Genomic DNA, 26,166 nt, shown 5'->3' with positions numbered 1-26,166 from the left:
CTTAACCCTTTAATTCTTCAAATGTTGCAATAAATTCATCGCCACGGACTTCAAAATTCGGATACATATCCCAGCTAGCATTAGCCGGGCTGAGAAGAACAATGTCACCTGCTTGTGCTTCAGCAAAAGCTTTTTGCGTTGCATCTTTCACATCAGCAGCATCCATATAGCTAACACCTGCTTTATCTGCTGCTCTCTTGACACGTGCTGCAGATTCTCCAAGAATAACCATTTTCTTCAATCCTTGAATATCTGGCACCAATTCGTCAAATTCATTGCCACGGTCCAGTCCACCAGCAATCAAGATAACCTTGCTATTGTCAAAACCAGACAAAGCCTTTTGCGCTGCAAGAATATTTGTGGATTTGCTATCGTTATAAAATTTAACATGGTTGATTTCACCGACATATTGGAGACGATGTTTAACACCGCCAAAACCTGCCAAAGTTTCTTTGATGACTTGTTTTTCAATGCCACGCAGTTTCGCAACTGCAATAGTTGCGAGGGCATTTTCAACATTATGACTTCCCGGAACGCCAAGCTCATCTGCTGCCATAACAGGCTCTCCACGGAAGGTCAACATGTTTCCCTCTAAGTAAGCGCCGTCTACCTTTTCTGTCGTTGAAAATGGTACAACGGTCGCTTGCGTCTTTGCAGCCAGCTCTTTCGCTAATGTTTGGTTGAAATTCAATACGAGGAAGTCAGATTTGCTCATATTTTTTTGAATGTTCCATTTAGCCGCCACATAATTTTCAAAAGAGCCATGATAATCAATGTGAGTTGGCATCAAGTTGGTAATCACTGCAATCTCTGGGTGAAAGGTTTCAATACCCATGAGTTGGAAAGAAGACAACTCCATAACTAGAGTATCATTTTGGGTTGCAGTTGTTGCAACTTGACTGGCTGGAAAACCAATATTTCCAGAAAGTAGACCACTTTGACCACCTGCAGTCAAGACTTCCGCAATCATCGTCGTTGTTGTTGTTTTTCCATTAGAACCCGTAATCCCAATAATTGGAGCATCTGAAATCAAATAAGCCAACTCAACTTCAGTGATGACTGGGATTTCCTTTTCCAATGCTTTCTTGACCATAGGGTTGTCGTAACGAATACCAGGATTTTTGACCATTAGTTCAAATTCTTCATCCAAGAGTTCCAAAGGATGACCACCTGTTACTACTTTGATGCCTTCTTCAAGAAGAGACTGAGCAGCAGGATTTTCCTCAAATGGCTTTCCGTCATTCACTGTGACAATCGCTCCCAACTTATCTAGTAAACGAGCAGCGGATTCACCAGACTTGGCCAAGCCTAAAACTAAAACTTTCTTATTTGCAAAATTTATAATGTGCTTCATAACATGCCTCTTTTTAATTCTTCTGTATCTATTTTACCTTTTTTTCAGAAAATAAAAAAGCCTTTACGGCTTTTTATTCTTGTCTGTTACGAAGTTTTGAGCGAAACGATACTTTTCTATCTTTTTGTGACAATTTTGAAATATCACGTAGAGAAAAATATGCTACGCCAATCATTGCAATTCCTACGAAAAATTTAGACGGTAATTGAAAAATCTGAAATACTGCCAATCCTAATAAAATGATAAAAGCGACTAGAGCAATCACTAAAACTACTACATTTAAAGTCCCTTTAATGCTTTGCGGAGTAGCAAAAATGTAAAATAATAGAATGAGAATTCCAAAGATCAAATAAAACATTTCTGCTCCTTTCTAGCCTATCCACTTCTTTCATATATTAACAGCAAAGCAAATCATTCTTTCATTATTCAGCTGATTTTTTCTTTTTAGCAGCTTTGGCACGTTGATTTTTATCAAGAATTTGTTTCCGCAAACGGATAGATTCTGGTGTCACTTCCATGTATTCGTCATCATTCAAAAATTCGAGTGATTCTTCCAATGTCAAAATACGAGGTGTTTTTATAACTGCTGTTTGATCTTTCGTTGCAGAACGTACATTAGTCATTTGTTTTGCTTTTGTAATATTGACCGTCAAGTCATTTTCGCGTGAATTTTCACCAATAATCATTCCTTCATAGACTTCTGTACCTGGATTGACAAAAATAGTTCCACGTTCTTCAATAGACATGATAGAGTAAGTCGTTGCTTTTCCTGTATCAATTGACACGAGAGCTCCACGACGGCGTCCACCAATCTCACCTGGAATCAATGGTAGATATTGGTCAAAGGTATGGTTCATAATCCCGTAACCACGCGTCATAGAAAGGAATTCAGTTGAGTATCCAATCAAGCCACGCGCAGGCACAAGGAAAATCAAACGTGTTTGTCCGTTTCCGGTAGCCACCATGTCTAACATTTCACCCTTGCGCTCAGAAAGACTTTGGATAACCGAACCTTGGTATTCTTCTGGGGTGTCAATTTGCACACGCTCAAATGGCTCACATTGCACACCGTCCACTTCTTTGACGATAACTTCTGGGCGCGATACTTGTAACTCATAGCCTTCACGACGCATGGTTTCAATTAAGATTGATAAGTGCAATTCTCCACGACCTGACACAATCCATTTATCTGGTGAGTCAGTCGGATCCACACGAAGCGAAACGTCCGTTTGCAATTCTGCTTGCAGGCGTTCCTCAACCTTACGAGATGTCACCCATTTTCCTTCACGACCAGCAAATGGTGAATTGTTCACCAAGAAAGTCATTTGCAGCGTTGGTTCGTCAATGTGAAGAATTGGCAATGGTTCTACTGCATCTGTCGGAGTAATCGTTTCACCAACAAAGATATCTTCCATACCAGACACGGCAATCAAATCACCTGCTTTGGCTTCGTCAATTTCACGGCGTTCTAATCCAAAGAAACCAAATAGCTTGGTGACACGGAAGTTTTTCGTTGTGCCGTCTAGTTTAGAAAGCGTCACTTGGTCTCCAACTTTCACCGTTCCGCGGAAAACACGACCAATCCCAATACGACCTACAAAGTCATTGTAGTCCAAAAGAGAAACTTGGAATTGAAGCGGCTCGTCTGAATTATCCACTGGTGCTGGAATATGATCAACAATGGTATCAAAAAGCGGTGCCATGGTATGCTCTTGGTCAGCAGGGTCGTCTGACATAGAAGACGTTCCGTTGATAGCAGAAGCATACACGACAGGGAAATCCAGTTGGTCATCATCTGCACCCAGCTCGATGAAAAGTTCCAAGACTTCATCCACCACTTCTGCAGGGCGTGCAGACGGTTTGTCAATTTTATTAACGACAACAATCGGCACCAAATCTTGCTCGAGTGCTTTTTTCAACACAAAACGAGTTTGTGGCATAGTTCCTTCATAAGCATCAACAACCAGAACAACCCCGTCCACCATTTTCATGATCCGCTCAACTTCTCCACCGAAGTCCGCGTGTCCTGGAGTGTCCATGATATTGATACGAACACCGTTGTAAGCAACAGCTGTATTCTTAGCAAGAATGGTAATTCCGCGTTCTTTTTCAAGATCGTTGGAGTCCATTGCGCGTTCTTGCAACTCTTTTCGATCGTCCAAAGTATGTGATTGCTTCAATAATTCGTCCACCAGCGTTGTTTTCCCGTGGTCAACGTGAGCGATAATAGCGATATTGCGAATATCTTCTCTTAATTTTGTCATTTTATCCTCTAAATCTTAAGTTTTATTTCTAACTGAACAATTATACCACAGATTACAGTAAAAAACACAGTTAAACTGGGTGTAAATGTTTTCATTAGAAAATCAATGTCCGACAAATTTATTTACATTCTTTATTGCAAAATTATGATATGATAAGAAAAAAACAAAGGAAACTGTATGCGTTTAGATGTTCTACTAGCTCAAGCTCACATTAGTCGTAAAAAGATGAAGCAAGCTCTCCTAAAAAAGAAAATCTTGGTAGATGACTGTCCTGCTCGAAAACTTAGTCAAAATGTTGATACAGGCTTGCAGACGATTATGATAGAGGAACAACCTGTTCTGGGCAAGCCTCATCAGTATTTTATGATGAATAAACCCCTTGGTGTCGTGACAGCTAACTCCGATGCCAAATCCCAAACGGTTCTAGATCTCATTAGACCTGAAGATTTCAATGATAAGTTATATTCTGTCGGGCGACTCGATCGAGATACCTGCGGATTGCTGTTAATCACTGACAATGGTCCGCTCGGTTTTCAATTGCTTCATCCTCAATATCATGTCACAAAAACATACAAGGTTGAAGTTAATGGTCCCCTAGACGACCAAGCAGTGCAATCCTTTCAAAAGGGCATCGTTTTTCTTGACGGAACAAGTTGTAAACCAGCTACTCTTACAATTCATTCTTCTAGCTCAAACAAAAGCAGTGCTACTGTCACTATTTCTGAAGGAAAATTTCACCAAATCAAAAAGATGTTTTTAACTGTTGGTGTCAAAGTTACTTCTCTTAAACGAACGCATTTCGGAGATTTTGAATTAAACCCAAACTTAGCCACAGGAGAATACCGAGTATTGAACCAAGCAGAACTCGAAATAGTGAGGCACTATCTAGAAAAAAGCTATTAAAAGTGAGCAACCCGCTTGGATTACTCACTTTTGATTTTTCCTTTCCATCCATCTAGTCCTGTAGAGAGGATGTAAATATTTTGATAACCTTGTTTTTTTAATAGAATAGCTGCATTCATCACACGTTGTCCACGACTATTTTCATATAGTAAAACAGTCTTGTCCTTACGAATCGCTCCTAAGCTTGTTTTTAATTGCTGTGACGGAATATTTCGTGCCCCTAAAATATGTTTACGACGAAAATCGGCTGGATCTCGTAAATCAATTAACTGACCTTGACGAATCATATCACTAAATTCTGCATTGTCTACTACCTTAGCCGCACGACGAACACGAATATAGTTAAAGCCCATCCAGCCTAACGTTCCAACAATAATTGCCAATAAAATCCAGTTTAACATGTTTTCTCCTCATTCTTCTTCAAATATTGTAACTCCAACTGATGTTCCTTTCGCAAGACCCGCTCAGCTTCTAGATAGTCCATTCTTTCTATCAAGCCCGCATCATAAATCCTCTCTAACTCAATTTTCATCATTTCAATATCATACAAGCGCTTACCCATATAGATAATAATGCCAAAACTTTTGAGGTATTGCTGCACATCATAAAGTGTTTTCATGAGGCTTATTTTACCAGAATTTTAGGAATATTTCAAGGTTGAAAAGAACTCATTTTGTAAGTAAAACATTCTTCAAGTGCTCAAAAACAACAAAAAAGCCGCCGATTGGGCGACTCTTATAGGGAGATTATTATGAAAAAGAAAAGTTTAGGATTTTTATCAAATAAAGTTAGGAGGTCTTCATCTGATGATGTTAGTATAACGCCACCTCCTTAAACTTATCTTAAATTCTAAAAGATTTTAAAAATTTATTTTCTACTCTCAAAAATTTACTTACAAACCCGGAGTTTGACCGATTTCTGCTGTTAACATCCAGATATTCTTTTCAAGTTCTGCTTTTGCACCGACAAAAATATCGTTGGTCACATCATCTCCTTCTTCATCCGTTACATCCAGAGCTTCTTGGTAGAGACCTACCAAGTAACGGAAGATTTCGATGACACGTTCCAAACTTTCTGCAACATTCTTACTGAATTTTCCTTCTTTTTCTTCAATATTGCTGTGTTGGATAAATTCACTCAAAGTTGAATACGGCGTTCCACCTAAAGTAATCAAACGTTCACTTACTTCATCCAAAGTCGTATCCAAGGTTTCCATGTACTCATCCATCTTAGGATGCCAAACCATAAAACCAGCTCCACGCATGTACCAATGTACTTGGTGAAGAGCAATGTGAGCGGTGTATAAATCCGCTACCACTTGGTTTAAAACTGCTTTTGTTTTGGGAAGAGACTTACTGAAAGACTCAACACTTGAGAAAGTTGCAACATCTTTTGCTGCTTCATTTTTTAGATTAACCATTATCCTACCTCGCTTTTATTTAGAATGATTCTAATCTTTTTGATTATAGTTTAATTATAATGTTTCTAAATAAGAAAGTCAAATGATTGAACTCAGAAATTTCTTTTATTAGAAAAGTTGCAATTTTTTAGAATTATTTGCGAATAAAAAAGTATGATTCATTTTTATTTTTTCTTGGTTGGAAGCATTGTGGCTTCTTTTTTAGGGCTGGTTGTTGATCGCTTTCCTGAACAGTCCATTATCGTTCCTTCCAGTCATTGTAATGCTTGTGGGCAGAAATTAGCACCTCGTGATTTAGTCCCTGTCCTTTCACAGCTTATCAATCGACTGCGCTGTCGGTTTTGTCAGTCAAAAATTCCCATTCGCTACTTGATATTAGAGTTGGTAGGTAGTTTACTCTTTCTCGCAACTTCCTTAAGCTACTTAACTATCAGCCAACTTGTCTTGCTCATAATGGGAATTACACTAGCTCTTTATGATCAAAGAGAACAGGAATATCCTATCCTCATTTGGTTGTTCTTTCATCTTCTTCTCCTATTTTTGGTAGGTTTTAATCTTCTAATGACTATTTTTTTAGCTCTTGGAATTTTGGCTCATTTCGTTGATTTGCGTATCGGTGCAGGAGATTTTCTTTTTCTAGCTTCTTGTTCAACTATTTTCAAGTTGACAGAGATTCTTTGGCTGATTCAAATTGCCAGCTTAGTAGGCTTATGTCTCTTTTGCTTAAAAAAGAGAAAAGACAGGATAGCTTTCGTTCCCTGTCTTTTGATTGGAGTGATTGTTCTACTTATGTATGAGTTGTTACTTCAATAAAATTAGAATGACATCCTATCATGAGGCTAGGATGGATGTATCCAGATTCTCGAAATAAGAGAGCGATGATTACAATTTTCAAATTTTAGTTTTTAGACATAATCTTCCCAGATTTCATAATTTTTGGGGAATAATGTACCAGCAATCATGATCGTCTATTTCACTCTTGATTTTTCATGTTTCTTTTTTCTAAATAGTCAGCAATAGCGGCTACATCTTTATCGCCGCGCCCAGATACATTGACGATAATAATCTTGTCCTTACTCAATCGAGGCGCGCGTTTAACTGCTTCTGCAATATCGTGGGAACTTTCAATGGCAGGAAGGATCCCTTCTTTTCGCGTCAACAATAACAGTGCATCTACCGCTTCATCATCTGTTGCAGCCACATACTCAACTCGACCTGAATCTTTAAAAAAGGCATGTTCAGGACCAACTCCCGGATAGTCCAATCCAGCGGAAATAGAATAAACAGGAGCTACCTGACCATCTTCTGAAAATACAGCATACGTTTTCATGCCATCGACAACTCCAATGGAGCCTTTAGCCATTGTAGCCGCATGCTTGTCTGTATCCAAGCCATGACCAGCTGCTTCAACACCAACTAAATTGACTTCTTTATCTGCCACGTATTCAGAAAATGCTCCAATTGCATTAGAACCTCCGCCGACACAGGCAATAATATAATCTGGTAGGCGACCTTCCTTATCTAGAATTTGACGGCGGGATTCCTGACTAATGACCTTTTGAAACTCATGCACAATCGTTGGATAAGGATGAGGACCAACAGCTGAACCTAGGACATAAAAAGCATCTAAATCTGTCATCCAAGCAGCAAAAGCAGCATCTACCGCATCCTTTAATGTTTTAGTCCCTGTTTCGACCGCATGGACAGTTGCTCCCATCATTTCCATTCGGAAAACATTCAATCGCTGGCGTTCCACATCTTCTGCTCCCATATACACATCGCATTTCATGCCAAACTTAGCAGCCGCTGCAGCTGTTGCTACTCCATGTTGACCAGCTCCAGTCTCTGCGATAACTCTGGTCTTATCTATCCGTTTTGCTAGGAGGATTTGCCCTAAAACATTGTTTAATTTATGAGAACCTAGATGATTCAAGTCTTCTCGTTTGAGATAGATTTTTGCACCTCCTAAATAGTCCGTCAAACTTTCTGCAAAATAAAGCGGTGTCTCTCGACCTGCATAATCTGCTAAATAACGATGATATTCTGCTAGGAATTCTTGATCTTTCTTATACTTTTCAAATGTCCCCTCTAGCTCGTCTAATAAAACTTGAATCGGTTTCGGTACAAAGCTACCACCAAATTGACCAAAATATCCTTTATTTCTACCATGATGCCTCCTCACAATCTTTAGTATTCTTGAATTTAAACAACAAAATGCCCCCACACAAAAACTGTGTGAGGGCGTATGAGCGCGGTGCCACCTCAATTATGGGAAAAGTATACCTTATCCGCATATCTCTATCTTGTCTATCAACAAGCTGTACTGTAAGGTGTGCACACCGAATTTTTATTGTTTCAAATTCATATCATTTACATCAGCCCATTTCATAGATATCTACTACTTGTTTACACCTAGCACAAGCTCTCTGGAAGTATCAATTTACTACTTTTCTGATGTTTGAGCATTATTATAGAGTTTTTCTACCATTCTGTCAATAAAATAGTGAAAAAGCATCCTAAATCCGAACAATAACCCTTATTTTTACTTAGAAGTCAGAAACTTATCTTTCCAATGGCTGACACAAGTTTTATACAATAGAAAAGCCAGATATCCGCCTAATGTATTTGTCCATAAATCATCTATTTCAAAAACACGATTGGCATCAATTAAAATATCTAACAAAATCTGCGTACATTCGATAAAAAGACTTATTGCAAAACTGGCAAATAGCACACGCTTAGTGCTCCTCAACTTAGGAAAAAGCCAGAGAAGTTGAAAAATCAGTGGGCTAAGCAGAAAAACATTCATCCCATTTTGCACGAAAACCTTAATCAATTGAAGTAGAGAAGTAATTTGCCCAAGATTGACAAAAGAATTGAAAGGAATGAGAAGGACTACGACACGACCAAACTGCTGAATCCCCGGCGTCTCCATTCCCTTTTCTGGCACTTGAGGGAGAAAACACATTAGACATAATAATAAAATGTAGAAAATGCTTCCCCAAGTAAGAAAAGTACATCCCTTAACGGTTAATTCACCATCTGTTTTCAATAGATTGTTCAATTTAAGCATGCTTGGTAAGAGCTTTCTCCTTGTCCTGCTTCATGGTGTTTGAGCGCAATTGACCGCAAGCTGCATCAATATCCGTTCCATGCTCTTGACGAACAACACAGTTAATACCATTCTTTTTTAGAGTATCGTAGAAAGCCATTACACGTTCTTTGGGACTGCGACTGTATTGATCATGTTCGCTAACCGGATTGTAAGGAATCAAATTGACATACGATAGCTTTTTGATGTTTTTGAGCAATTCAGCTAATTCCAATGCCTGCTCTACTCCGTCATTGACTTCATTTAACATAATATATTCAAAGGTCACTCGGCGGTTGGTCGTTTCAATATAATATTCAATTGCCGCAAATAACTTCTCAATTGGAAAGGCACGATTGATTTTCATAATGCTGGAGCGCAATTCATTATTGGGTGCATGAAGAGAAACAGCTAAATTAACCTGCACTCCTTCGTTTGCAAAATCACGAATTTTATGTGCTAGACCGGAAGTGGAAACCGTAATGTGACGAGCTCCGATAGCCAGCCCCTTGTCATCATTGACAGTTCGCACAAACTTGAGAACATTGTCATAGTTATCAAAAGGCTCGCCAATCCCCATAACAACAATATGGCTGACGCGCTCACCTTGTCCACGCTCATCAAAATATTTTTGCACCAGCATAATCTGAGACATAATTTCCCCATTATTCAAGTCACGCTGCTTTTTAATCAGCCCGCTGGCACAAAAAGTACAGCCAATATTGCAGCCAACCTGAGTAGTTACACAGACCGACAGACCATAGTGCTGACGCATGAGAACTGTTTCAATCAACATACCGTCTGGCAATTCAAAGAGATATTTGACTGTTCCATCAGCCGATTCCTGCACAATTCGTTGCTTCAGTGGATTGACAACAAATTCATCTTCTAATTTTGCTAATAACCCCTTTGAAATGTTTGTCATTTCTGCAAAAGACTGAACCCGTTTGCGATAAAGCCACTCCCAAATCTGGCTGGCTCGAAATTTCTTTTCTCCTTGACTTTCTACCCAATCTATCAAATCCTGACGGGTCAAGCTATAAATCGATGGTTTCATTTTTTCTCCTTCATTTCGTTACAAAACCCCATTCCATACACTATTTTTGACGAATGACAAAGTGGCGCTGGCTGCTTGTTTGTTGTTGCTTCGTTGAACTTTGCTTTCTTGCTCTTTGCTTTTGATTTTGTCTCTTACTGCGCTGGCGATTTTCTCGCTTGGGTTGCTCTTCTTTATAGGAGCGAGCTTGTTTAGAACGACGTGGCTTGTTCTCACTTTCTTTCTTGTGATGTGATTTTTTATCAAACGATGCACGACGCGGCTGTAAATTTTCCAAAACAAAATAAGCACAGCCATAATTGCAGTATTCTAACAAGTAATCTTCTAAGCGACTGATTTTTTCTTCACTTTCATTTGCCTTGTCATCTTTATAAAATCCACGCAAACGCAATTGCTCGTTGCCCCAATCGCCAACAATATAATCAAATTTTGTTAAAATATCTGAAAAACGCTGATTAAAAGCTGTGACATCAAAACCTTCTTTGTAGTTGTCCACCAAATCAAATTCGATTGTCTCAGTCAACACTTTTGTTCCTATTTGCCGAAAATCTGGTCCAGGAAATTTATTGTAATTATATAATTCAGGTGCAATTTCTTTTCGCATAGTCATCCTTTATCATTTATTCTTGTATTAAACCTATTTTACCATAAAAAGAAGTGTTTTTGATAGTTGAAATAGGGAAAGAAGAAAAGAGCAAAGTCAAATTTCTATCATTAACTTGCTCTTTTATTGAATTATTTTTACAACTTCTTTGTGCTCTTGAGGTAATCAATGGCGTCTTGCAAAGTTTTCACGGGTACAATTTTCATATTAGTCTTAATTTTTTTAGCAGCTTCCAAAGCTGTTTCATAGTTGGTTTTCGCTTTAGGATTAGCTTTTTTAGCTTCCTTGGTAACTGGATTATTTGGCGCAAAGAAAATTTCTGCGCCATTTTTAGCTGCTGAAACAACTTTTTTGTCAATCCCACCAATGTCGCCAACTTTTCCTTCGCGGTCAATCGAACCTGTCCCAGCAATATTTCTGCCGTCTCTCAATGTTGGATCTGCAATTTGCGTATAAATTGCCAAACTAAACATCAAGCCCGCACTTGGTCCACCAATACCGGCAGTTGAAAATTCAATTGGTGTGTTGCTTGTGACTTCTGTTCGGTCAATCAAACTAATGCCAATCCCGTTTTTCCCATTTTCAAGTTTAATAATTTTACCTGTAGCAGACTTCTTCTGACCGTCTTCTACATAGTTCACCTTGACCTTGCTGCCAATCTTTTGCGCGCCGACATAGTCTATCAATTCTTTTGAACTATTGAAAGTCTTATCATTCACACCTGTCACGGTATCTGCAATATTTAAAATACCTTTAAAAGTAGAATTCTTTGTGACTTGCAAGACGTAAACCCCTAGATATTTCAGAGTAATGTCTTTGCCAGCTTTTTTCAACCCTTGGTATTTAGCTAGGTTTTGCGACGTTTCCATATAAAACTGATTGATCCGCATGTATTCTTTATCAGAAGTTCCACCAGTCAAATCCTTCGCCGAATAAATATCCGTAAAGGGTGTCAGCCAAGCATAAACCAAATGAGCGAAGGTCGCATGCTGAATTCCAACCGTTACAAAATTATAAGAACCTTTTTCCTTATCTTCTTTGTTGTCCACGCGCAATACCTGACGGACATCCGCTGCACCACCTGGCACCTCAATATAATAAGGCAAGGGAACTACAAAAGATAAGAAAAGCAAAATCAACCCTACTACTGCAATTATCGGCCATTTTTTAAATTTATTTCTTGATTTTTCCATATTGTTTCTTTAACTCCTTTATGACACTTTCGGGCACATACTTTGAAATATCCTGCTCAAAGGAAATCAATTCACGAATTCTTGATGAGCTGAGATGCTGATAAGCTGGTTTGCTTATCAAAAAAATGGTTTCTATCTCAGGTGCTAATTCATGATTGAAAAAGTTGAGATTCCCCTCATAATCCAAATCCTGACTATTACGTAATCCCCGTACAAAAGTTGTCACTCCTAGCTTTCTAGCTACTTCCACTGCCAATTCATCATGAGAAGTAACAATTTTTACATTCTCCAAATGAACTAGAGCAGCTGCTATCATTTTTTCTTTCGCTTCAATACTAAAAAAACTCGTTTTCTCAAGATTATAAAAAATACCAACATAAAGGCAATCAAAGAGCTTACTAGCTCGCTTAATCAAGTCAATATGCCCCTTTGTAATCGGGTCAAAAGAGCCCGCAAATAATCCAATTTTATCTGACATAAACCGTCACCTTTGAAATTCCATATATTTTTTGCTTCCAGATACCTAGCCCTGCGATTTCTTCTGGTAAATCCACCGACTTGTCTGTCTCACAAACAACCAGTACATCATCGCTCAGAAGCTCTCGTTCAACCAATTTTTCAATATCTGCAGCAATCCGCTCTTTTGCATAGGGTGGATCTAACAAAACCAAGTCAAACTGTCCTGTGACCAATTCAAGTGCTCGATTGGACTCCATTTTCAGAAGTTCAAATCGTTCTTTTTCCTTAGTCATACTGATATTTTGGCTGATAATCGCTTGCGCCCTGCGGTCTTTTTCAACCAAAACAGCCGAAACCATGCCTCGCGAAATAGCTTCAATCGCTAAACTGCCGCTTCCAGCATACAAGTCCAGAACCTGTCCTCCATCAAAATAAGGACCAATCATATTAAAGATAGCTCCCTTAACCTTGTCTGTCGTCGGTCTGGTTGTTTTGCCTTCCAATGTTTTAAGAGGACGCCCCCCATATTTCCCTGCAACAACTCTCATAAAGAATATTATAACAAAATCTCTAAAGAATGTATCAGTTTTTCTTCTGTGATAGCTGTAAGTCAATTGTTTTTTCTGTCTAACTTTTGAAATGCAGTTCAAACATGATGATTTTTAATACAGTTTTTTGCAATTATCTCGAGCTGATTGCAGACCACATAAAAAATCCCCTGATATGAATCAGAGGATTGATTGATTATCTCACTTCAAGCAAGCCAACGTCACCGTCTTCACGACGATACAAAACATTGGTTGTGTTGTCTTCTACATCAGTATAGATGAAGAAGTCATGTCCCAATAAATCCATTTGAAGAAGAGCTTCTTCTAAGTCCATTGGTTTTAAGTCAATTTGTTTGGAGCGAACGACTTTTGCAGGTGCAGCTTCAGCTTCTTCAACAACAGCATCTGTAAACAACTGACTGGTTGATTTTTTATTACGGTTTTTACGTTCAATTTTTGTTTTATTTTTACGAATTTGACGTTCAATTTTGTCTGTCACCAAATCAATAGAACCATACATATCTTGAGAAACATCTTCTGCACGAAGAGTGATAGAACCAAGTGGAATAGTTACTTCAACTTTGGCTGTTTTTTCACGATAGACTTTCAAGTTTACACGTGCATCCAATTCTTGGTCAGCTTGGAAATACTTTTCGATTTTTTCAAGTTTAGAAACTACATAGTCACGAAGAGCTTCTGTTACTTCTAGGTTTTCACCACGGATACTATATTTAATCATATAAGTACCTTCTTTCTAAGCGTTTTGTTTTTCTTTATTTTATTATAACGCTTTCATTATTTTTTTGCAAATTTTTTGTTACCTTGCCAATGAAAATGTCACAATTTCTTTCACTCCTGCTTCCACTAAAATTTCCTTGGCTAATTGTAGGGTTGAGCCTGTTGTATAAATGTCATCTATCAAAAGAACTTTTGTCGGAACTTGAACATTGTCTTTCACTTTAAAGCACTGCTGGCTTTGCAAGCGCTCCTCTCTCGTCTTGCTTGATTGAGCAATTGTATCATGCTTTTCTAAAACTTCCTTAAATGGCAGCTTTGTACCCTCAAGAAGGGCTGTCACTTGATTAAACCCTCTTGTCTGATACTTTTTGGCACTTACAGGAATGGGAACAAGCGTATAATCGCTGTATCCTTTTAATTCCTTTTGCAAAACTTCTGTAAATACAGAATAAAGAGTATAATCTCCTTGAAATTTATATTGGCTGAAAAAGTCTTTCATGGCTTCGTTATATACAAAACAACTTTTATGACAAACTTCTTTTCCTTTTTCTATCCATACTTGACAATCCATGCAGACTTCGCATGTCCCTTCACGATAGCACTTCGGGCAATGCTGCGCTGAAATGAGCTGAAATTTTTCAAAACAGTCATCACAAGTCCTTGCTTTTGGCTTCTTCAAGGTCAATAAATCACAGAATTTCAGCTTTTCTTCTAGTGGATTTTCACATAAAACACATGAATTCATAAACCGGCCTCCTGATTCATCTCCTGAATTTCTTTAATCGCTTTTTCTATCGCCATAGTCGCACCGTCATGAAAAAAGATTAACTCGCCTGTCGGTCGCTCCATACTGCGACCAACGCGTCCAGCAATTTGTACCAGAGCGCTACGACTAAACAGACGGTGGTTGGCTTCCACTACGAAAACATCTACACAAGGAAAAGTCACTCCACGCTCCAAAATCGTCGTCGTTACTAAGATCGTGATCTCTTTTTGACGAAATTTCTCTACAATTTCTAGCCGATTTTCAGTCGTCGAGGCTACAAAGCCAACTTTTTCATTAGGAAAAGTGCTTTGAAGAATCTCTGCCAGCTCCTGCCCTCTTTTGATCTCGGAAGCAAAAATAAGAAATGGAAATTCTGTTTTTCTTTGCTTTTGAATAAATTGCCTTAACTTGGGAACTAGCTTCTTTTGATTCAAGTATTTTTGAAAATTTTCCAGCCAAACTTTTCGAGGAACAATCAAAGGATTGCCATGAAAACGTCTGGGTAGACTCAAACGAGTTAATTCTCCTTTAGCTACTTTTTTATCCAGCTCATCTGTGGAAGTTGCTGTTAAGAAAATCTTCGTCCCCTCTACTTTGACTGCCTGATGAACTGCATGATAAAGCATCGGATTGTCCACATAAGGAAAGGCATCTACCTCATCAACAATAAGAAGATCAAATGCTCGGTAAAATTTGAGAAGCTGATGTGTGGTGGCAATCACGAGAGGACTGCGGGAATATGCTTCTGATTCGCCGTGCAAGAGTGAAATGTTACAGTCAAAATCTTCTTTCAGTCTGCGATAAAGTTCTAAGCAGACATCAATTCTGGGGCTAGCCAAGCAGACTGCTCCGCCCTGATTGATGACTTGTGCCACCACTTGATAGATCATTTCCGTCTTTCCGGCTCCCGTGACTGCGTGAACCAAGCTATCTTTGCGTTTGGTAACCGCCTCTACAAGTCCTTGAGAAACCTTGGCTTGAAATGCTGTCAACTTTCCTTGCCATTTCAAAACATTCGCTTTGGGAAATTCTTCCTGTGGAAAATAGTATAGTTCTTCATCACTCCTAACTCTTCCTAAGATCAAGCAAGACCTACAATAATAAGCACCGATTGGCAGTTGGTGTTTTTCTTTGTCAATGGCTTGTCCACAGCGATTACAGCTTAACTTTCCTTTCTCTTCTACCATTCCAGCTAAGCTTTGTGCTTGCAATTGCAATTCTGGTGACAGTTGATTTTGGGTAAAAATGCGACCTAAACAATCTTGTAATTCCGTCATATCTATTTATTCGGAAAAACTTTGGCAAAATAAAAGTTTTTTTGTAAAATGAAGATATGGAATTTAGAACAATCAAAGAGGACGGTCAAGTCCAAGAAGAAATCAAAAAATCGCGCTTTATCTGTCACATTAAGCGTGTGACAACAGAGGAAGAAGCACGAAATTTTATTCAGGCTGTCAAAAAAGAACACTACAAAGCTACTCACAACTGCTCTGCCTTTATTTTAGGAGAGCAGAGCGAAATCAAGCGAAGTAGCGATGATGGCGAACCCAGTGGAACTGCTGGCGTGCCTATGTTAGGCGTCTTAGAAAATCATCAACTAACCAACGTCTGTGCTGTCGTGACGCGCTATTTTGGGGGCATCAAGTTAGGAGCGGGTGGACTCATTCGGGCTTATGCTGGCAACGTTGCTTTAGCTATCAAAGAAATCGGAATCGTCCATATAAAAGAACAACTTGGACTGAGGATCGCTCTCTCTTACAGTCAATATCAAGAATTACCCAATTTTCTTAAAGCTAACCATTTACAAGAACAAGATACATCCTTTACAGAACAAGTCCAAACAACCATTTTCGTTGATAAAAACGATAAGGACAGCATGATAGAAGGGTTAATTGAGTTGTTTAATGGAAAAGTCGATATTACTGATCGAGGATTGCGGAAAGTCGAAGTTCCGGTACCTTCATCCTAACGATTAACATAAGCTATCGCATTGATAGTTTTTTTATATTTTACAAAGACTTCTTTTCGTTTTATACTGTTTCTATCACTATTATTGAGGTATCATTTATGGCACAAATTTATCATAACATTACAGAACTCATTGGAAATACTCCTATCGTGAAATTAAACAGTCTTGTTCCAGAAGGTGCTGCTGATGTCTATGTCAAACTAGAGGCTTTCAATCCGGGGTCATCCGTCAAAGATCGCATTGCTCTTAGCATGATTGAGACCGCTGAGCAAGAGGGCTTGATTCAGCCGGGTGCAACCATTGTCGAAGCAACCAGCGGAAATACCGGAATCGGTTTGTCTTGGGTCGGTGCTGCTAAAGGTTATAAGGTCGTTATTGTCATGCCAGAAACCATGAGTGTGGAGCGTCGCAAAATTATCCAAGCTTATGGCGCCGAATTGGTGCTCACTCCCGGAAGTGAGGGAATGAAAGGTGCGATTGCCAAAGCTGAAGAAATCGCCAAAGAACGCAACGGATGGCTGCCGCTACAATTCAACAATCCAGCTAATCCTGAAGTACACGAAAGAACAACAGGAGCAGAAATTATCTCTGCTTTCGGTGAAAAAGGATTGGACGCCTTTGTCGGTGGAGTTGGCACAGGTGGTACAATTTCTGGCGTTTCTCACGCTCTCAAAAAGGTCAATCCAGATATACAAGTTTACGCAGTTGAAGCCGATGAGTCCGCTATCCTGTCTGGTGAAAAGCCTGGACCACACAAGATTCAAGGAATTTCAGCTGGTTTTATCCCAGAGACACTAGACACTCAAGCTTATGACGGTATTGTCCGTGTTACCTCTGATCAAGCGCTCAACCTTGGACGCCGTGTCGGTGGACAAGAAGGCTTTCTTGTAGGAATTTCTTCTGCCGCAGCTATCTACGCCGCACTTGAAGTAGCAAAAAAATTAGGCACAGGCAAAAAAGTCCTAGCTCTTGCACCCGATAATGGCGAGCGCTACCTCTCAACCGCTCTCTATAATTTTGAGGCTTAGAAATCGAGGTATATACACAATACGAACTTTAAATTTGGCTTTGCTAACAGTTTAAAAAGAACAACTCAATGATGGTACTGCACCCCAATAATGGGACAGAAGAACCCCCCTTTTTAGGCGACCAGATTTCTGCAATCCACAGGAGACTGGTCGTTTCATCTCTGTTGAATTCTAGTTTCATTATAAAATATGATGTAGATTTGACAATATCTGTTCTACTATCTTTGGTTAAGTTTCTCCAGTTATGGAGATAGAAGGTTTCAGACTTTAGGACAGAATGAAACCATTCGATACAGGCATTATCCGCTGGTGTTCCCTTGCGGGACATAGAGCGGGTGATGCCTTTTTCTGTGCAAGCCTGGTAATAAGCTTTTGAGGTATAGACAGAGCCTTGATCGCTGTGTAAGAGCGCTCCTTGAGGCAATTCTAGTTGATGGATCGTGTCTAACAAAAGTCCGTATCTTGGCAATCTGAGATGGTATAAGCCACAATTTCACGATTATAGAGATCCATGATAGAGGACAGGTAGAGTTTACAGTTTCCAAAGTAGAGGTAGGTCATGTCTGTGACAAGGTTATCCCTCTTCTTGAGCAATCGGGTGATGGTACGATAGCCGTAGATAAACTGATTTCCCATACAGATTCGCTCTATTTTTTCTACAACCTCGTCCCTTTGCTTAGTTTTCTCACCTTCTACTTTCCAACGGTAGAAAGTGGATCGGTTGATACCAAAACAGTCCAGAATGACGGATACTGGGCAGACGTTTTTGTATTCTTCCACCAGCTTGATAAGACTTACTTTGTCGATGACCTTACCAAGCTCCGATACTTTTTTAGCAATTCCACCTGTAGGCGTAGTTGTTCCACTTCAGATAGCTGTTCCATTCCTTTACCGTAGGTATATTGTTTCCCCACAGGTTGGTGGAAACGGTGCAGTTCATCATTCTGATACCATCGCCACCAGGTTTTGACCTGACTAACATTTTTGATGCCCAGAGTCTCCATGATGACCTTATTGGACTTACCTACCTTCTTCATTTCAATGCAGGCCAACTTGGTTTCTACCGAATACGCTTTTTTGACCATAACAAAACCCTCCTGTTTCTAGTTTACTAGATTTCAACAGGAGGGCTTTTCTTGTGTCTCATTTTATGGGGCTAGTGCCATTGAGCTGTTCTTTTTTGATGGGGGGATATTGGAAGATGTTGGTAACTTTATTATTTCAGGTACTCCACCTAAAATGTATACACTAAGTAAGAACCTTTCTGACCTCAGATGTTGATGTAAGTGGGGCCGCTATTTATCCAATCTCAAGTTTTGGTACACTCTCTCACTAAGTAAATCGTTCTTTCCACTAAGTAAGAGAATTTCAAAAAATACTGTTAAGATTTCAGGACACTTCTGCAAAATTTCAGTATTGTCAAAGACTAAGACAGTTAAAAAATGTAGCATACCTTTTGAAAGGGAGCAAAGGCTTATAAGCATATTCTGTCGCACCCGCGAAGGGTGCGACTTGCACTCGTGCTTGTAGGTCTTCGACTTGTTGTTATTTCAATCCACGCACCCGCGAAGGGTGCGACATTTATACACACCAGATGGAAGCTTTGGCAGAAAATTTCAATCCACGCACCCGCGAAGGGTGCGACGGCATATATCAAGCAAAAATGCTTGGTAGTGATATTTCAATCCACGCACCCGCGAAGGGTGCGACGGAAAATGGTTTTAGAACTTTTCGGGGAAAACTTTATTTCAATCCACGCACCCGCGAAGGGTGCGACTGCAGGGAGTCAAAAAAGGACACAACAAATCTGGATTTCAATCCACGCACCCGCGAAGGGTGCGACGGATGACGCTAGCGGTGATGTAAACGCCAACACAATTTCAATCCACGCACCCGCGAAGGGTGCGACCGATCGCTGATTTGGTAGCAGAAGAAGCAGAAAAATTTCAATCCACGCACCCGCGAAGGGTGCGACCCAACTGCGACTGGAAGAATCATATTCTCACTCATATTTCAATCCACGCACCCGCGAAGGGTGCGACCTTAATATTTTTACTAGTACCTAGGATAATAGGATTTCAATCCACGCACCCGCGAAGGGTGCGACCTTTTTTATTTTATAGTACGGCCTTTTAAAAATGATTTCAATCCACGCACCCGCGAAGGGTGCGACTACATACCCCGCAGCTGCCCAATAATGCTGTTAATTTCAATCCACGCACCCGCGAAGGGTGCGACCGGTAGAATTTAAAAAAGAAGTGTTAGATGCCATTATTTCAATCCACGCACCCGCGAAGGGTGCGACGATAATTTCTCCAGACTTTACCTTACCCAAGTCAATTTCAATCCACGCACCCGCGAAGGGTGCGACCAATTCCCAAACTTGCAAATAGTACTCTGCACCTTATTTCAATCCACGCACCCGCGAAGGGTGCGACGATTTTATATCTCGTCCTATAACAATTTCATTCGACATTTCAATCCACGCACCCGCGAAGGGTGCGACCTTATCATCAATGGAATAATTGAAGCTAATGATATTTCAATCCACGCACCCGCGAAGGGTGCGACCTTCTCGCTTACATTGTTCATGTTTCATTCATCCAATTTCAATCCACGCACCCGCGAAGGGTGCGACGTTATACAACGACAAGCTGAAAGATTGGCACAGATTGATTTCAATCCACGCACCCGCGAAGGGTGCGACGGAAGTATGCAAGAGATAACATTATCAAACAATTTATTTCAATCCACGCACCCGCGAAGGGTGCGACAAAAAAATGAGGGAACACAATGAAAATAAAACAATTTCAATCCACGCACCCGCGAAGGGTGCGACGTTTGTTAGTTTGCGATTTTGGATTGGCTCGCCTTTATTTCAATCCACGCACCCGCGAAGGGTGCGACATTAAGCCTATCACAAGTTTTATCAAATAATTAAATTTCAATCCACGCACCCGCGAAGGGTGCGACGATGAGAGTGTTCATGGAGTTCGTTGACGACGAAATTTCAATCCACGCACCCGCGAAGGGTGCGACGAGCAACAAGACAAGATTATCTCACTTAGTCAGGAATTTCAATCCACGCACCCGCGAAGGGTGCGACATGTATATTGACCCGCCATACATGCTTAGTACAAATTTCAATCCACGCACCCGCGAAGGGTGCGACGGAGACAGAGAGTGAGGGCTAAAGAGCTTTTAAACATTTCAATCCACGCACCCGCGAAGGGTGCGACATATTAACCAGACTAATATTAACCAGACTGAGGTTATTTCAATCCACGCACCCGCGAAGGGTGCGACACGCTCTACAAACGGACGCCAACGTTCAACGCCAATTTCAATCCACGCACCCGCGAAGGGTGCGACCTAGCCTAAACGTTGCTTAGCCAAGATGGGATTCAATTTCAATCCACGCACCCGCGAAGGGTGCGACGTTTTCTTTCGACACATAAAAGACCGCCGTCACTTATTTCAATCCACGCACCCGCGAAGGGTGCGACATACATACCCCGTAACTGCCCAATAATACTATTAATTTCAATCCACGCACCCGCGAAGGGTGCGACATCCTTAAAAGACAAATGTGTGAATCTCATGCTAATTTCAATCCACGCACCCGCGAAGGGTGCGACTTCATCTTTGTAAAGTTCATCATCAAATATAAAATTTCAATCCACGCACCCGCGAAGGGTGCGACTTTTTAAGACCTGTAACCTTGTTTGGTTCTAAGTTTATTTCAATCCACGCACCCGCGAAGGGTGCGACCGTGTAGCCGTCCGTTATACAATTTTGGGATTGTATTTCAATCCACGCACCCGCGAAGGGTGCGACGGGAGTAACATTTTAGTGTTTCTACCCGGAACGATATTTCAATCCACGCACCCGCGAAGGGTGCGACACCAAATTTGCTTTGTTAATTTCCCAGACAAGGCAATTTCAATCCACGCACCCGCGAAGGGTGCGACTAATTTTCAGCAACATTCTGTCTATAACCACCAATTTCAATCCACGCACCCGCGAAGGGTGCGACACTTTGAACTTTACCGTCTTCTGTTGTTACACGAATTTCAATCCACGCACCCGCGAAGGGTGCGACCATTTGATAGTGTAACAATCTTTTAGAATTCCCTATTTCAATCCACGCACCCGCGAAGGGTGCGACTTTGTTAGGTTCGTCTCCAAAAATCAATTCTTTAGATTTCAATCCACGCACCCGCGAAGGGTGCGACAAAGAGTTTATGCAGAATGTAAATGCAGTTGCGATTTCAATCCACGCACCCGCGAAGGGTGCGACTGACGAAGTGGGTGGTTTTTATGAGTATGACAAGATTTCAATCCACGCACCCGCGAAGGGTGCGACTGACGGAAAAATACCTATCAGATATTTGTAAGGAGAATTTCAATCCACGCACCCGCGAAGGGTGCGACTTTCGGGTGAGTATCAAACCCGTTTCACTCGTTCGATTTCAATCCACGCACCCGCGAAGGGTGCGACGTGTGAGGGCGTATGAGCGCGGTGCCACCTCAATTATTTCAATCCACGCACCCGCGAAGGGTGCGACGGCAACGCTATTAAATACATGCTGCGCTTCCAAAAATTTCAATCCACGCACCCGCGAAGGGTGCGACAACATCAGCAGCGACAAATTAGCGAGCTAAAGACAATTTCAATCCACGCACCCGCGAAGGGTGCGACTACGGATTTTTCAAGTGGAGCTTTTACCGCAGAAATTTCAATCCACGCACCCGCGAAGGGTGCGACTTGCCCACATTGCCACGCTAGTTTTGTAGATTAGGTATTTCAATCCACGCACCCGCGAAGGGTGCGACGGCAGAAAAATATAGCAGGATGTCGAAGGAAGAACTTATTTCAATCCACGCACCCGCGAAGGGTGCGACGAAATCGGCGAGCTTATCATCCGCCAATTGTTTATTTCAATCCACGCACCCGCGAAGGGTGCGACTCTTTTCCAGCGCCTTGGATAAGTGTTTTAAATCATTTCAATCCACGCACCCGCGAAGGGTGCGACAATTTCTCCTTCTACAATTGTGCGCCCTTTTTCAGATTTCAATCCACGCACCCGCGAAGGGTGCGACAAAGAAAGCCAAAAAGAATCTTGACTGGCTGATAATTTCAATCCACGCACCCGCGAAGGGTGCGACGACCTTTATGAAATCTTATACGAAGAATTTGATATTTCAATCCACGCACCCGCGAAGGGTGCGACCAGTACTTTGTATATCGCAAGTTCTTCATTCGATATTTCAATCCACGCACCCGCGAAGGGTGCGACACAAGCAATCGTTGCGGATAACGAAACCGAAAATATTTCAATCCACGCACCCGCGAAGGGTGCGACCGAAGTCTTCACGAAGCAACCTGCAGATAAGATAATTTCAATCCACGCACCCGCGAAGGGTGCGACGACGAAATAAGTACTGGCAATATGAGCAATCTAATTTCAATCCACGCACCCGCGAAGGGTGCGACAGCAAGCAATGAATCTATCATGACCGCAGCGATATTTCAATCCACGCACCCGCGAAGGGTGCGACTTTTTCCAAGTAGTTTTATTATTGACTTTTTGAATTTCAATCCACGCACCCGCGAAGGGTGCGACAATTTTGGTAATATGTCTGCGTACACTTGTTTCAGATTTCAATCCACGCACCCGCGAAGGGTGCGACTATTTTTCCAAGTAGTTTTATTATTGACTTTTTGAATTTCAATCCACGCACCCGCGAAGGGTGCGACCCTTTTGGAACAAGTAATTCGAAGTCATTATTTCTATTTCAATCCACGCACCCGCGAAGGGTGCGACACTTGTTCCAAAAGGACGTATGCGATTCTTTGATATTTCAATCCACGCACCCGCGAAGGGTGCGACCTATCGTTCAAAGCTTTGGTCTTCGTTAAGGTTATTTCAATCCACGCACCCGCGAAGGGTGCGACGACGAGACGAGCGTTCATTGGAAATAATCAAATTATTTCAATCCACGCACCCGCGAAGGGTGCGACATTCCTAGCGATGCCAACTGTTTCAACCCAGTTCAAATTTCAATCCACGCACCCGCGAAGGGTGCGACCGAAGTCTTCACGAAGCAACCTGCAGATAAGATAATTTCAATCCACGCACCCGCGAAGGGTGCGACGAAATAAAAAACATAGGAGGAAAACAAGAATGATTATTTCAATCCACGCACCCGCGAAGGGTGCGACATTTCTCCTTCTACAATTGTGCGCCCTTTTTCAGATTTCAATCCACGCACCCGCGAAGGGTGCGACAAAATTAGTTCCGATAAAAAATCCAAACCACTTATTTCAATCCACGCACCCGCGAAGGGTGCGACACTACAGTTGAAAGGATCAATAAATGAACAAACAAATTTCAATCCACGCACCCGCGAAGGGTGCGACAGACAAAATCCGCTTTTGACAAGCAAGTAAAAGATATTTCAATCCACGCACCCGCGAAGGGTGCGACGATCTAAAACTTCAACGCTTGATTGCAAATAAAATTATTTCAATCCACGCACCCGCGAAGGGTGCGACATTCCTAGCGATGCCAACTGTTTCAACCCAGTTCAAATTTCAATCCACGCACCCGCGAAGGGTGCGACAGCGCATAGTTACACTGTTTGTAGCTAAAATCAAGAATCTATTGAGCTAGTTTCCCCAATAAAACGAGATTTTTGCCACTATAATTCTAAGTTGATGCGCGAATGTCACAGGTTTTGATGTGTAACCTAGGTTCGCACACAAATTTTTATAAAAGCAATACCCCTACATCAGGGTCATAACTATCATCTCGACCAATCGTTTCAACACGATTTTGCCAATTTTTGCCAAGTAAGTAAAATCTAACACTATCTGATTCTTGGTCAATGATAGTTAATAGTTCATTTTTTATCTCTACAAATTCGGCTGGAGTCAATGAGCATTCAAAAACTGAGTTTTGTACACGTTGACCATAATCAACACAAAGTTTTGCCACATGTCGTAAACGTCTCCTACCTGCTGCTGCTTCCGTATTAACATCATAAGTTACTAAAACCATCATAAGCCTACTCCTAGATTAAAAATGGTGGATACGATTCTAATTCTCCACGGATTGCTTTGGCTAATAACTGCGCCTGTACATAAGGTACCAACATTAATTTAACTTTTTCTTTTGTGAAAGGATGTTCAACTTCTGTATGTTTACGCTTCTGCCAAGCTTCAATAAAAATAGCACGCCCTTTTTCGGTTAAAATAACACTTCCATTTTCCTTCATATCAAAGTGTCTTTTATTTAATTGTCCTTTATTTATTAAAGAAAAAACAAAACGATCAACAATATAAGAACGAAATTCCTCTACTAAATCAAGGGCTAAACTAGCACGCCCTGGTCTGTCTGTATGATAAAAACCAACATAGCTATCCAATCCAACAGCCTCTAAAGCAGATTGACACTCGTAGGTTAATAAACTATAGCCAAACGACATAAGAGCATTAACACAATCTTGGGGCGGTCGTCGTGTACGTCCCTTAAACTGGAATGTAACTTTGTCAGCTAAAACTAGTTCATTGAATGCTCGGAAATATTGATTAGCTGCTTGTCCCTCAATTCCTAGTAAAGTTTCTTTATCCGGTACCGATTGAATCATTTCTAAAGCCCATGTTAATTCTGTATTGATCTCTTCAAATAGCTGACTATCAATTCTATCTCGATGATCACGTTTGAAACGAAGCAAATATTTTCTAGAATTGGACACCTTTGCTAAGATAAAGCGCTTGGCATATTCCGTTGAAAGATCATTATCTGCTAAACGATAATGCTCACGCCTGAGCAAAACATTTCCATTGGTTGGCCCTACAAAGCGACCACAAAAACGTCCTTGAGGAGTATGAAAAGAAAGATTGATTTGATTTTGTGCACACAATTCAATCAAAGATGGTGAGACACCCAAGTATGAGAAACACACAATACCATCAATAATGCGATAAGGAAAGCGACTAACAACCTTTCCTTCTTGCTTGACAACAATATTATCTCGCTCACGCGTTAAATAAAAATTATCTTGGGTAAGATACAAAGTATTCAATAATTTTTTCATAAGCTATCCTCACTCATCAAAGACTGTTTAATGTAATTATTGACGTTACGAGTTTTTTTGCTTAAGCGTGGCATACAGATATCAGCCAAAGAGCATAGTGGGCAATTTTTAAAATACTCTGCCTTATCTATGATTTTATTGTCATAATAATAATGCATTTGCGCAGCTAAATCAAAAACTTCCTGACGCAATTCTTTAGTAATTTCAATGACCTTTTTTTGATTTACACTATGGTAATAGAGACAGCCTGTCTCAATGTGACATTCCAAGGTTTCTTCAAGACAAATAGTTTGTGCTACCAACTGAACAATGTCACGGATATCCCTTTTAGGTTTTCCACGTTTATACTCAACAATACAAGGCAGCCACTTTCCTTGTTTACCTTTCAAATTGACACCATTTTCATCTTTATAAAATTCTACAACATCAAGAATACCATAAAGACCAATCGCTTTTGATGAAACATGCATAGCTCGTGAAGTGATAATATCCTTACGTTTTTCTTTAATGTAAGGATTATCTGCCTTTTGGTGCAAAATTTGACCATGTGCTGTCGCCTCATTATCCGCCCATTGCTGTTCAATATGAATCAGTCCCCACTGTCTTTTACAAAATTGAAAATGCTGAATGCCAGATAACATCAAATAATCATCTTCTGCATAAGCCATA

23 protein-coding genes, 1 pseudogene, 1 CRISPR repeat array and 1 other annotated feature are annotated in these 26,166 nt (G+C 40.7%); of the genes and pseudogenes, 4 read left to right on the top strand and 20 right to left on the bottom strand.

What is annotated here, in order from left to right:
* Window position 1: 1 nt before the first annotated feature.
* The 3 genes from murD to typA all read right to left on the bottom strand — a co-directional run bounded on the left by murD (window position 2) and on the right by typA (window position 3,618).
* Entirely contained in the window at window positions 2–1,354 is a 1,353-nt protein-coding gene (murD, locus tag EHW89_RS02150) for a UDP-N-acetylmuramoyl-L-alanine--D-glutamate ligase (protein WP_126466544.1), read from the bottom strand.
* 73 nt (window positions 1,355–1,427) lie between these two features.
* Window positions 1,428–1,712: a DUF3165 family protein gene (locus EHW89_RS02145; RefSeq protein WP_126466543.1), complete on the bottom strand. Its 285-nt coding sequence runs from the start codon at window positions 1,710–1,712 to the stop codon at window positions 1,428–1,430.
* Window positions 1,713–1,776: 64 nt separating this feature from the next.
* Window positions 1,777–3,618: a translational GTPase TypA gene (gene typA / locus EHW89_RS02140; RefSeq protein WP_126466542.1), complete on the bottom strand. Its 1,842-nt coding sequence runs from the start codon at window positions 3,616–3,618 to the stop codon at window positions 1,777–1,779.
* A gap of 177 nt (window positions 3,619–3,795) precedes the next feature.
* On the opposite strand from typA, the gene EHW89_RS02135 reads away from it, so the two are divergent.
* A complete protein-coding gene (locus tag EHW89_RS02135; RefSeq protein WP_003032391.1) occupies window positions 3,796–4,521 on the top strand; it encodes a 16S rRNA pseudouridine(516) synthase in 726 nt (241 codons plus the stop codon).
* A gap of 20 nt (window positions 4,522–4,541) precedes the next feature.
* On the opposite strand, the gene EHW89_RS02130 is transcribed toward EHW89_RS02135, so the two are convergent.
* From EHW89_RS02130 to EHW89_RS02120, 3 genes are all read right to left on the bottom strand, one after another.
* On the bottom strand, window positions 4,542–4,922 hold the full coding sequence (locus tag EHW89_RS02130) for a rhodanese-like domain-containing protein (RefSeq protein WP_018543647.1): 381 nt from the start codon (window positions 4,920–4,922) through the stop codon (window positions 4,542–4,544).
* Entirely contained in the window at window positions 4,916–5,140 is a 225-nt protein-coding gene (locus EHW89_RS02125) for a YqgQ family protein (protein WP_003025724.1), read from the bottom strand. The genes EHW89_RS02130 and EHW89_RS02125 overlap by 7 nt, the downstream gene beginning before the upstream one ends.
* Before the next feature lie 273 nt (window positions 5,141–5,413).
* Window positions 5,414–5,941 carry a Dps family protein gene (locus tag EHW89_RS02120; protein ID WP_003032411.1) on the bottom strand — a complete coding sequence of 176 codons (528 nt, stop codon included), beginning with the start codon at window positions 5,939–5,941 and terminating at the stop codon, window positions 5,414–5,416.
* Window positions 5,942–6,094: 153 nt separating this feature from the next.
* Between EHW89_RS02120 and EHW89_RS02115 the strand changes: the two genes are divergently transcribed.
* On the top strand, window positions 6,095–6,754 hold the full coding sequence (locus tag EHW89_RS02115) for a prepilin peptidase (RefSeq protein WP_126466541.1): 660 nt from the start codon (window positions 6,095–6,097) through the stop codon (window positions 6,752–6,754).
* Between the two features lie 160 nt (window positions 6,755–6,914).
* On the opposite strand, the gene trpB is transcribed toward EHW89_RS02115, so the two are convergent.
* From trpB to EHW89_RS02065, 10 genes are all read right to left on the bottom strand, one after another.
* A complete protein-coding gene (gene trpB / locus EHW89_RS02110; protein WP_126466540.1) occupies window positions 6,915–8,123 on the bottom strand; it encodes a tryptophan synthase subunit beta in 1,209 nt (402 codons plus the stop codon).
* Window positions 8,124–8,175: 52 nt separating this feature from the next.
* Window positions 8,176–8,404: a binding site (T-box leader), on the bottom strand.
* Between the two features lie 79 nt (window positions 8,405–8,483).
* Entirely contained in the window at window positions 8,484–9,014 is a 531-nt protein-coding gene (locus tag EHW89_RS02105; RefSeq protein ID WP_126466539.1) for a VanZ family protein, read from the bottom strand.
* The gene (gene rlmN / locus EHW89_RS02100) at window positions 9,007–10,089 is read right to left on the bottom strand and encodes a 23S rRNA (adenine(2503)-C(2))-methyltransferase RlmN (RefSeq protein WP_024052079.1); all 1,083 of its coding nucleotides are present in this window, start codon (window positions 10,087–10,089) and stop codon (window positions 9,007–9,009) included. Before rlmN ends, EHW89_RS02105 begins: the two co-directional genes overlap by 8 nt.
* A 40-nt stretch (window positions 10,090–10,129) precedes the next feature.
* Complete coding sequence (locus EHW89_RS02095; protein ID WP_126466538.1) at window positions 10,130–10,693, bottom strand: YutD family protein; 564 nt, start codon at window positions 10,691–10,693, stop codon at window positions 10,130–10,132.
* Window positions 10,694–10,830: 137 nt separating this feature from the next.
* Window positions 10,831–11,886 carry a SepM family pheromone-processing serine protease gene (locus EHW89_RS02090; RefSeq protein ID WP_126466537.1) on the bottom strand — a complete coding sequence of 352 codons (1,056 nt, stop codon included), beginning with the start codon at window positions 11,884–11,886 and terminating at the stop codon, window positions 10,831–10,833.
* Window positions 11,867–12,364 carry a pantetheine-phosphate adenylyltransferase gene (gene coaD / locus EHW89_RS02085; protein WP_126466536.1) on the bottom strand — a complete coding sequence of 166 codons (498 nt, stop codon included), beginning with the start codon at window positions 12,362–12,364 and terminating at the stop codon, window positions 11,867–11,869. The genes EHW89_RS02090 and coaD overlap by 20 nt, the downstream gene beginning before the upstream one ends.
* Window positions 12,354–12,902: a 16S rRNA (guanine(966)-N(2))-methyltransferase RsmD gene (gene rsmD, locus EHW89_RS02080; protein ID WP_193552987.1), complete on the bottom strand. Its 549-nt coding sequence runs from the start codon at window positions 12,900–12,902 to the stop codon at window positions 12,354–12,356. Before rsmD ends, coaD begins: the two co-directional genes overlap by 11 nt.
* Window positions 12,903–13,089: 187 nt before the next feature.
* Window positions 13,090–13,632 (bottom strand): ribosome hibernation-promoting factor, HPF/YfiA family, encoded by a 543-nt coding sequence (gene hpf, locus EHW89_RS02075; protein ID WP_003025754.1) that lies wholly within the window; start codon window positions 13,630–13,632, stop codon window positions 13,090–13,092.
* Between the two features lie 78 nt (window positions 13,633–13,710).
* The gene (locus EHW89_RS02070) at window positions 13,711–14,376 is read right to left on the bottom strand and encodes a ComF family protein (RefSeq protein ID WP_049507482.1); all 666 of its coding nucleotides are present in this window, start codon (window positions 14,374–14,376) and stop codon (window positions 13,711–13,713) included.
* The gene (locus tag EHW89_RS02065; RefSeq protein ID WP_126466534.1) at window positions 14,373–15,674 is read right to left on the bottom strand and encodes a DEAD/DEAH box helicase; all 1,302 of its coding nucleotides are present in this window, start codon (window positions 15,672–15,674) and stop codon (window positions 14,373–14,375) included. The genes EHW89_RS02070 and EHW89_RS02065 overlap by 4 nt, the downstream gene beginning before the upstream one ends.
* 56 nt (window positions 15,675–15,730) lie before the next feature.
* Between EHW89_RS02065 and EHW89_RS02060 the strand changes: the two genes are divergently transcribed.
* Together EHW89_RS02060 and cysK are read left to right on the top strand one after the other, a co-directional pair.
* Complete coding sequence (locus tag EHW89_RS02060) at window positions 15,731–16,366, top strand: YigZ family protein (RefSeq protein ID WP_115233548.1); 636 nt, start codon at window positions 15,731–15,733, stop codon at window positions 16,364–16,366.
* Window positions 16,367–16,464: 98 nt separating this feature from the next.
* Window positions 16,465–17,394 (top strand): cysteine synthase A, encoded by a 930-nt coding sequence (cysK, locus tag EHW89_RS02055; protein ID WP_126466533.1) that lies wholly within the window; start codon window positions 16,465–16,467, stop codon window positions 17,392–17,394.
* A gap of 155 nt (window positions 17,395–17,549) precedes the next feature.
* Here the strand turns inward: cysK and EHW89_RS02050 are convergent.
* From EHW89_RS02050 to cas4, 4 genes and pseudogenes are all read right to left on the bottom strand, one after another.
* Window positions 17,550–18,479 (bottom strand): annotated as a pseudogene (locus EHW89_RS02050) (IS3 family transposase).
* 462 nt (window positions 18,480–18,941) lie between these two features.
* Window positions 18,942–24,021: a CRISPR direct-repeat array (repeat unit 32 nt; unit sequence ATTTCAATCCACGCACCCGCGAAGGGTGCGAC).
* A gap of 146 nt (window positions 24,022–24,167) precedes the next feature.
* Entirely contained in the window at window positions 24,168–24,461 is a 294-nt protein-coding gene (cas2, locus tag EHW89_RS02040) for a CRISPR-associated endonuclease Cas2 (RefSeq protein WP_106383683.1), read from the bottom strand.
* A gap of 10 nt (window positions 24,462–24,471) precedes the next feature.
* Complete coding sequence (gene cas1c / locus EHW89_RS02035) at window positions 24,472–25,497, bottom strand: type I-C CRISPR-associated endonuclease Cas1c (protein WP_106383684.1); 1,026 nt, start codon at window positions 25,495–25,497, stop codon at window positions 24,472–24,474.
* Window positions 25,494–26,165, bottom strand: coding sequence for a CRISPR-associated protein Cas4 (gene cas4, locus EHW89_RS02030; protein WP_162614534.1), 672 nt, complete (start codon window positions 26,163–26,165; stop codon window positions 25,494–25,496). Before cas4 ends, cas1c begins: the two co-directional genes overlap by 4 nt.
* Window position 26,166 lies beyond the last annotated feature (1 nt).

The sequence above is a fragment of the Streptococcus periodonticum genome (genome assembly GCF_003963555.1).
Taxonomy (GTDB): Bacteria; Bacillota; Bacilli; order Lactobacillales; family Streptococcaceae; genus Streptococcus; species Streptococcus anginosus.
This window is presented reverse-complemented; position numbering and strand designations above follow the sequence as displayed.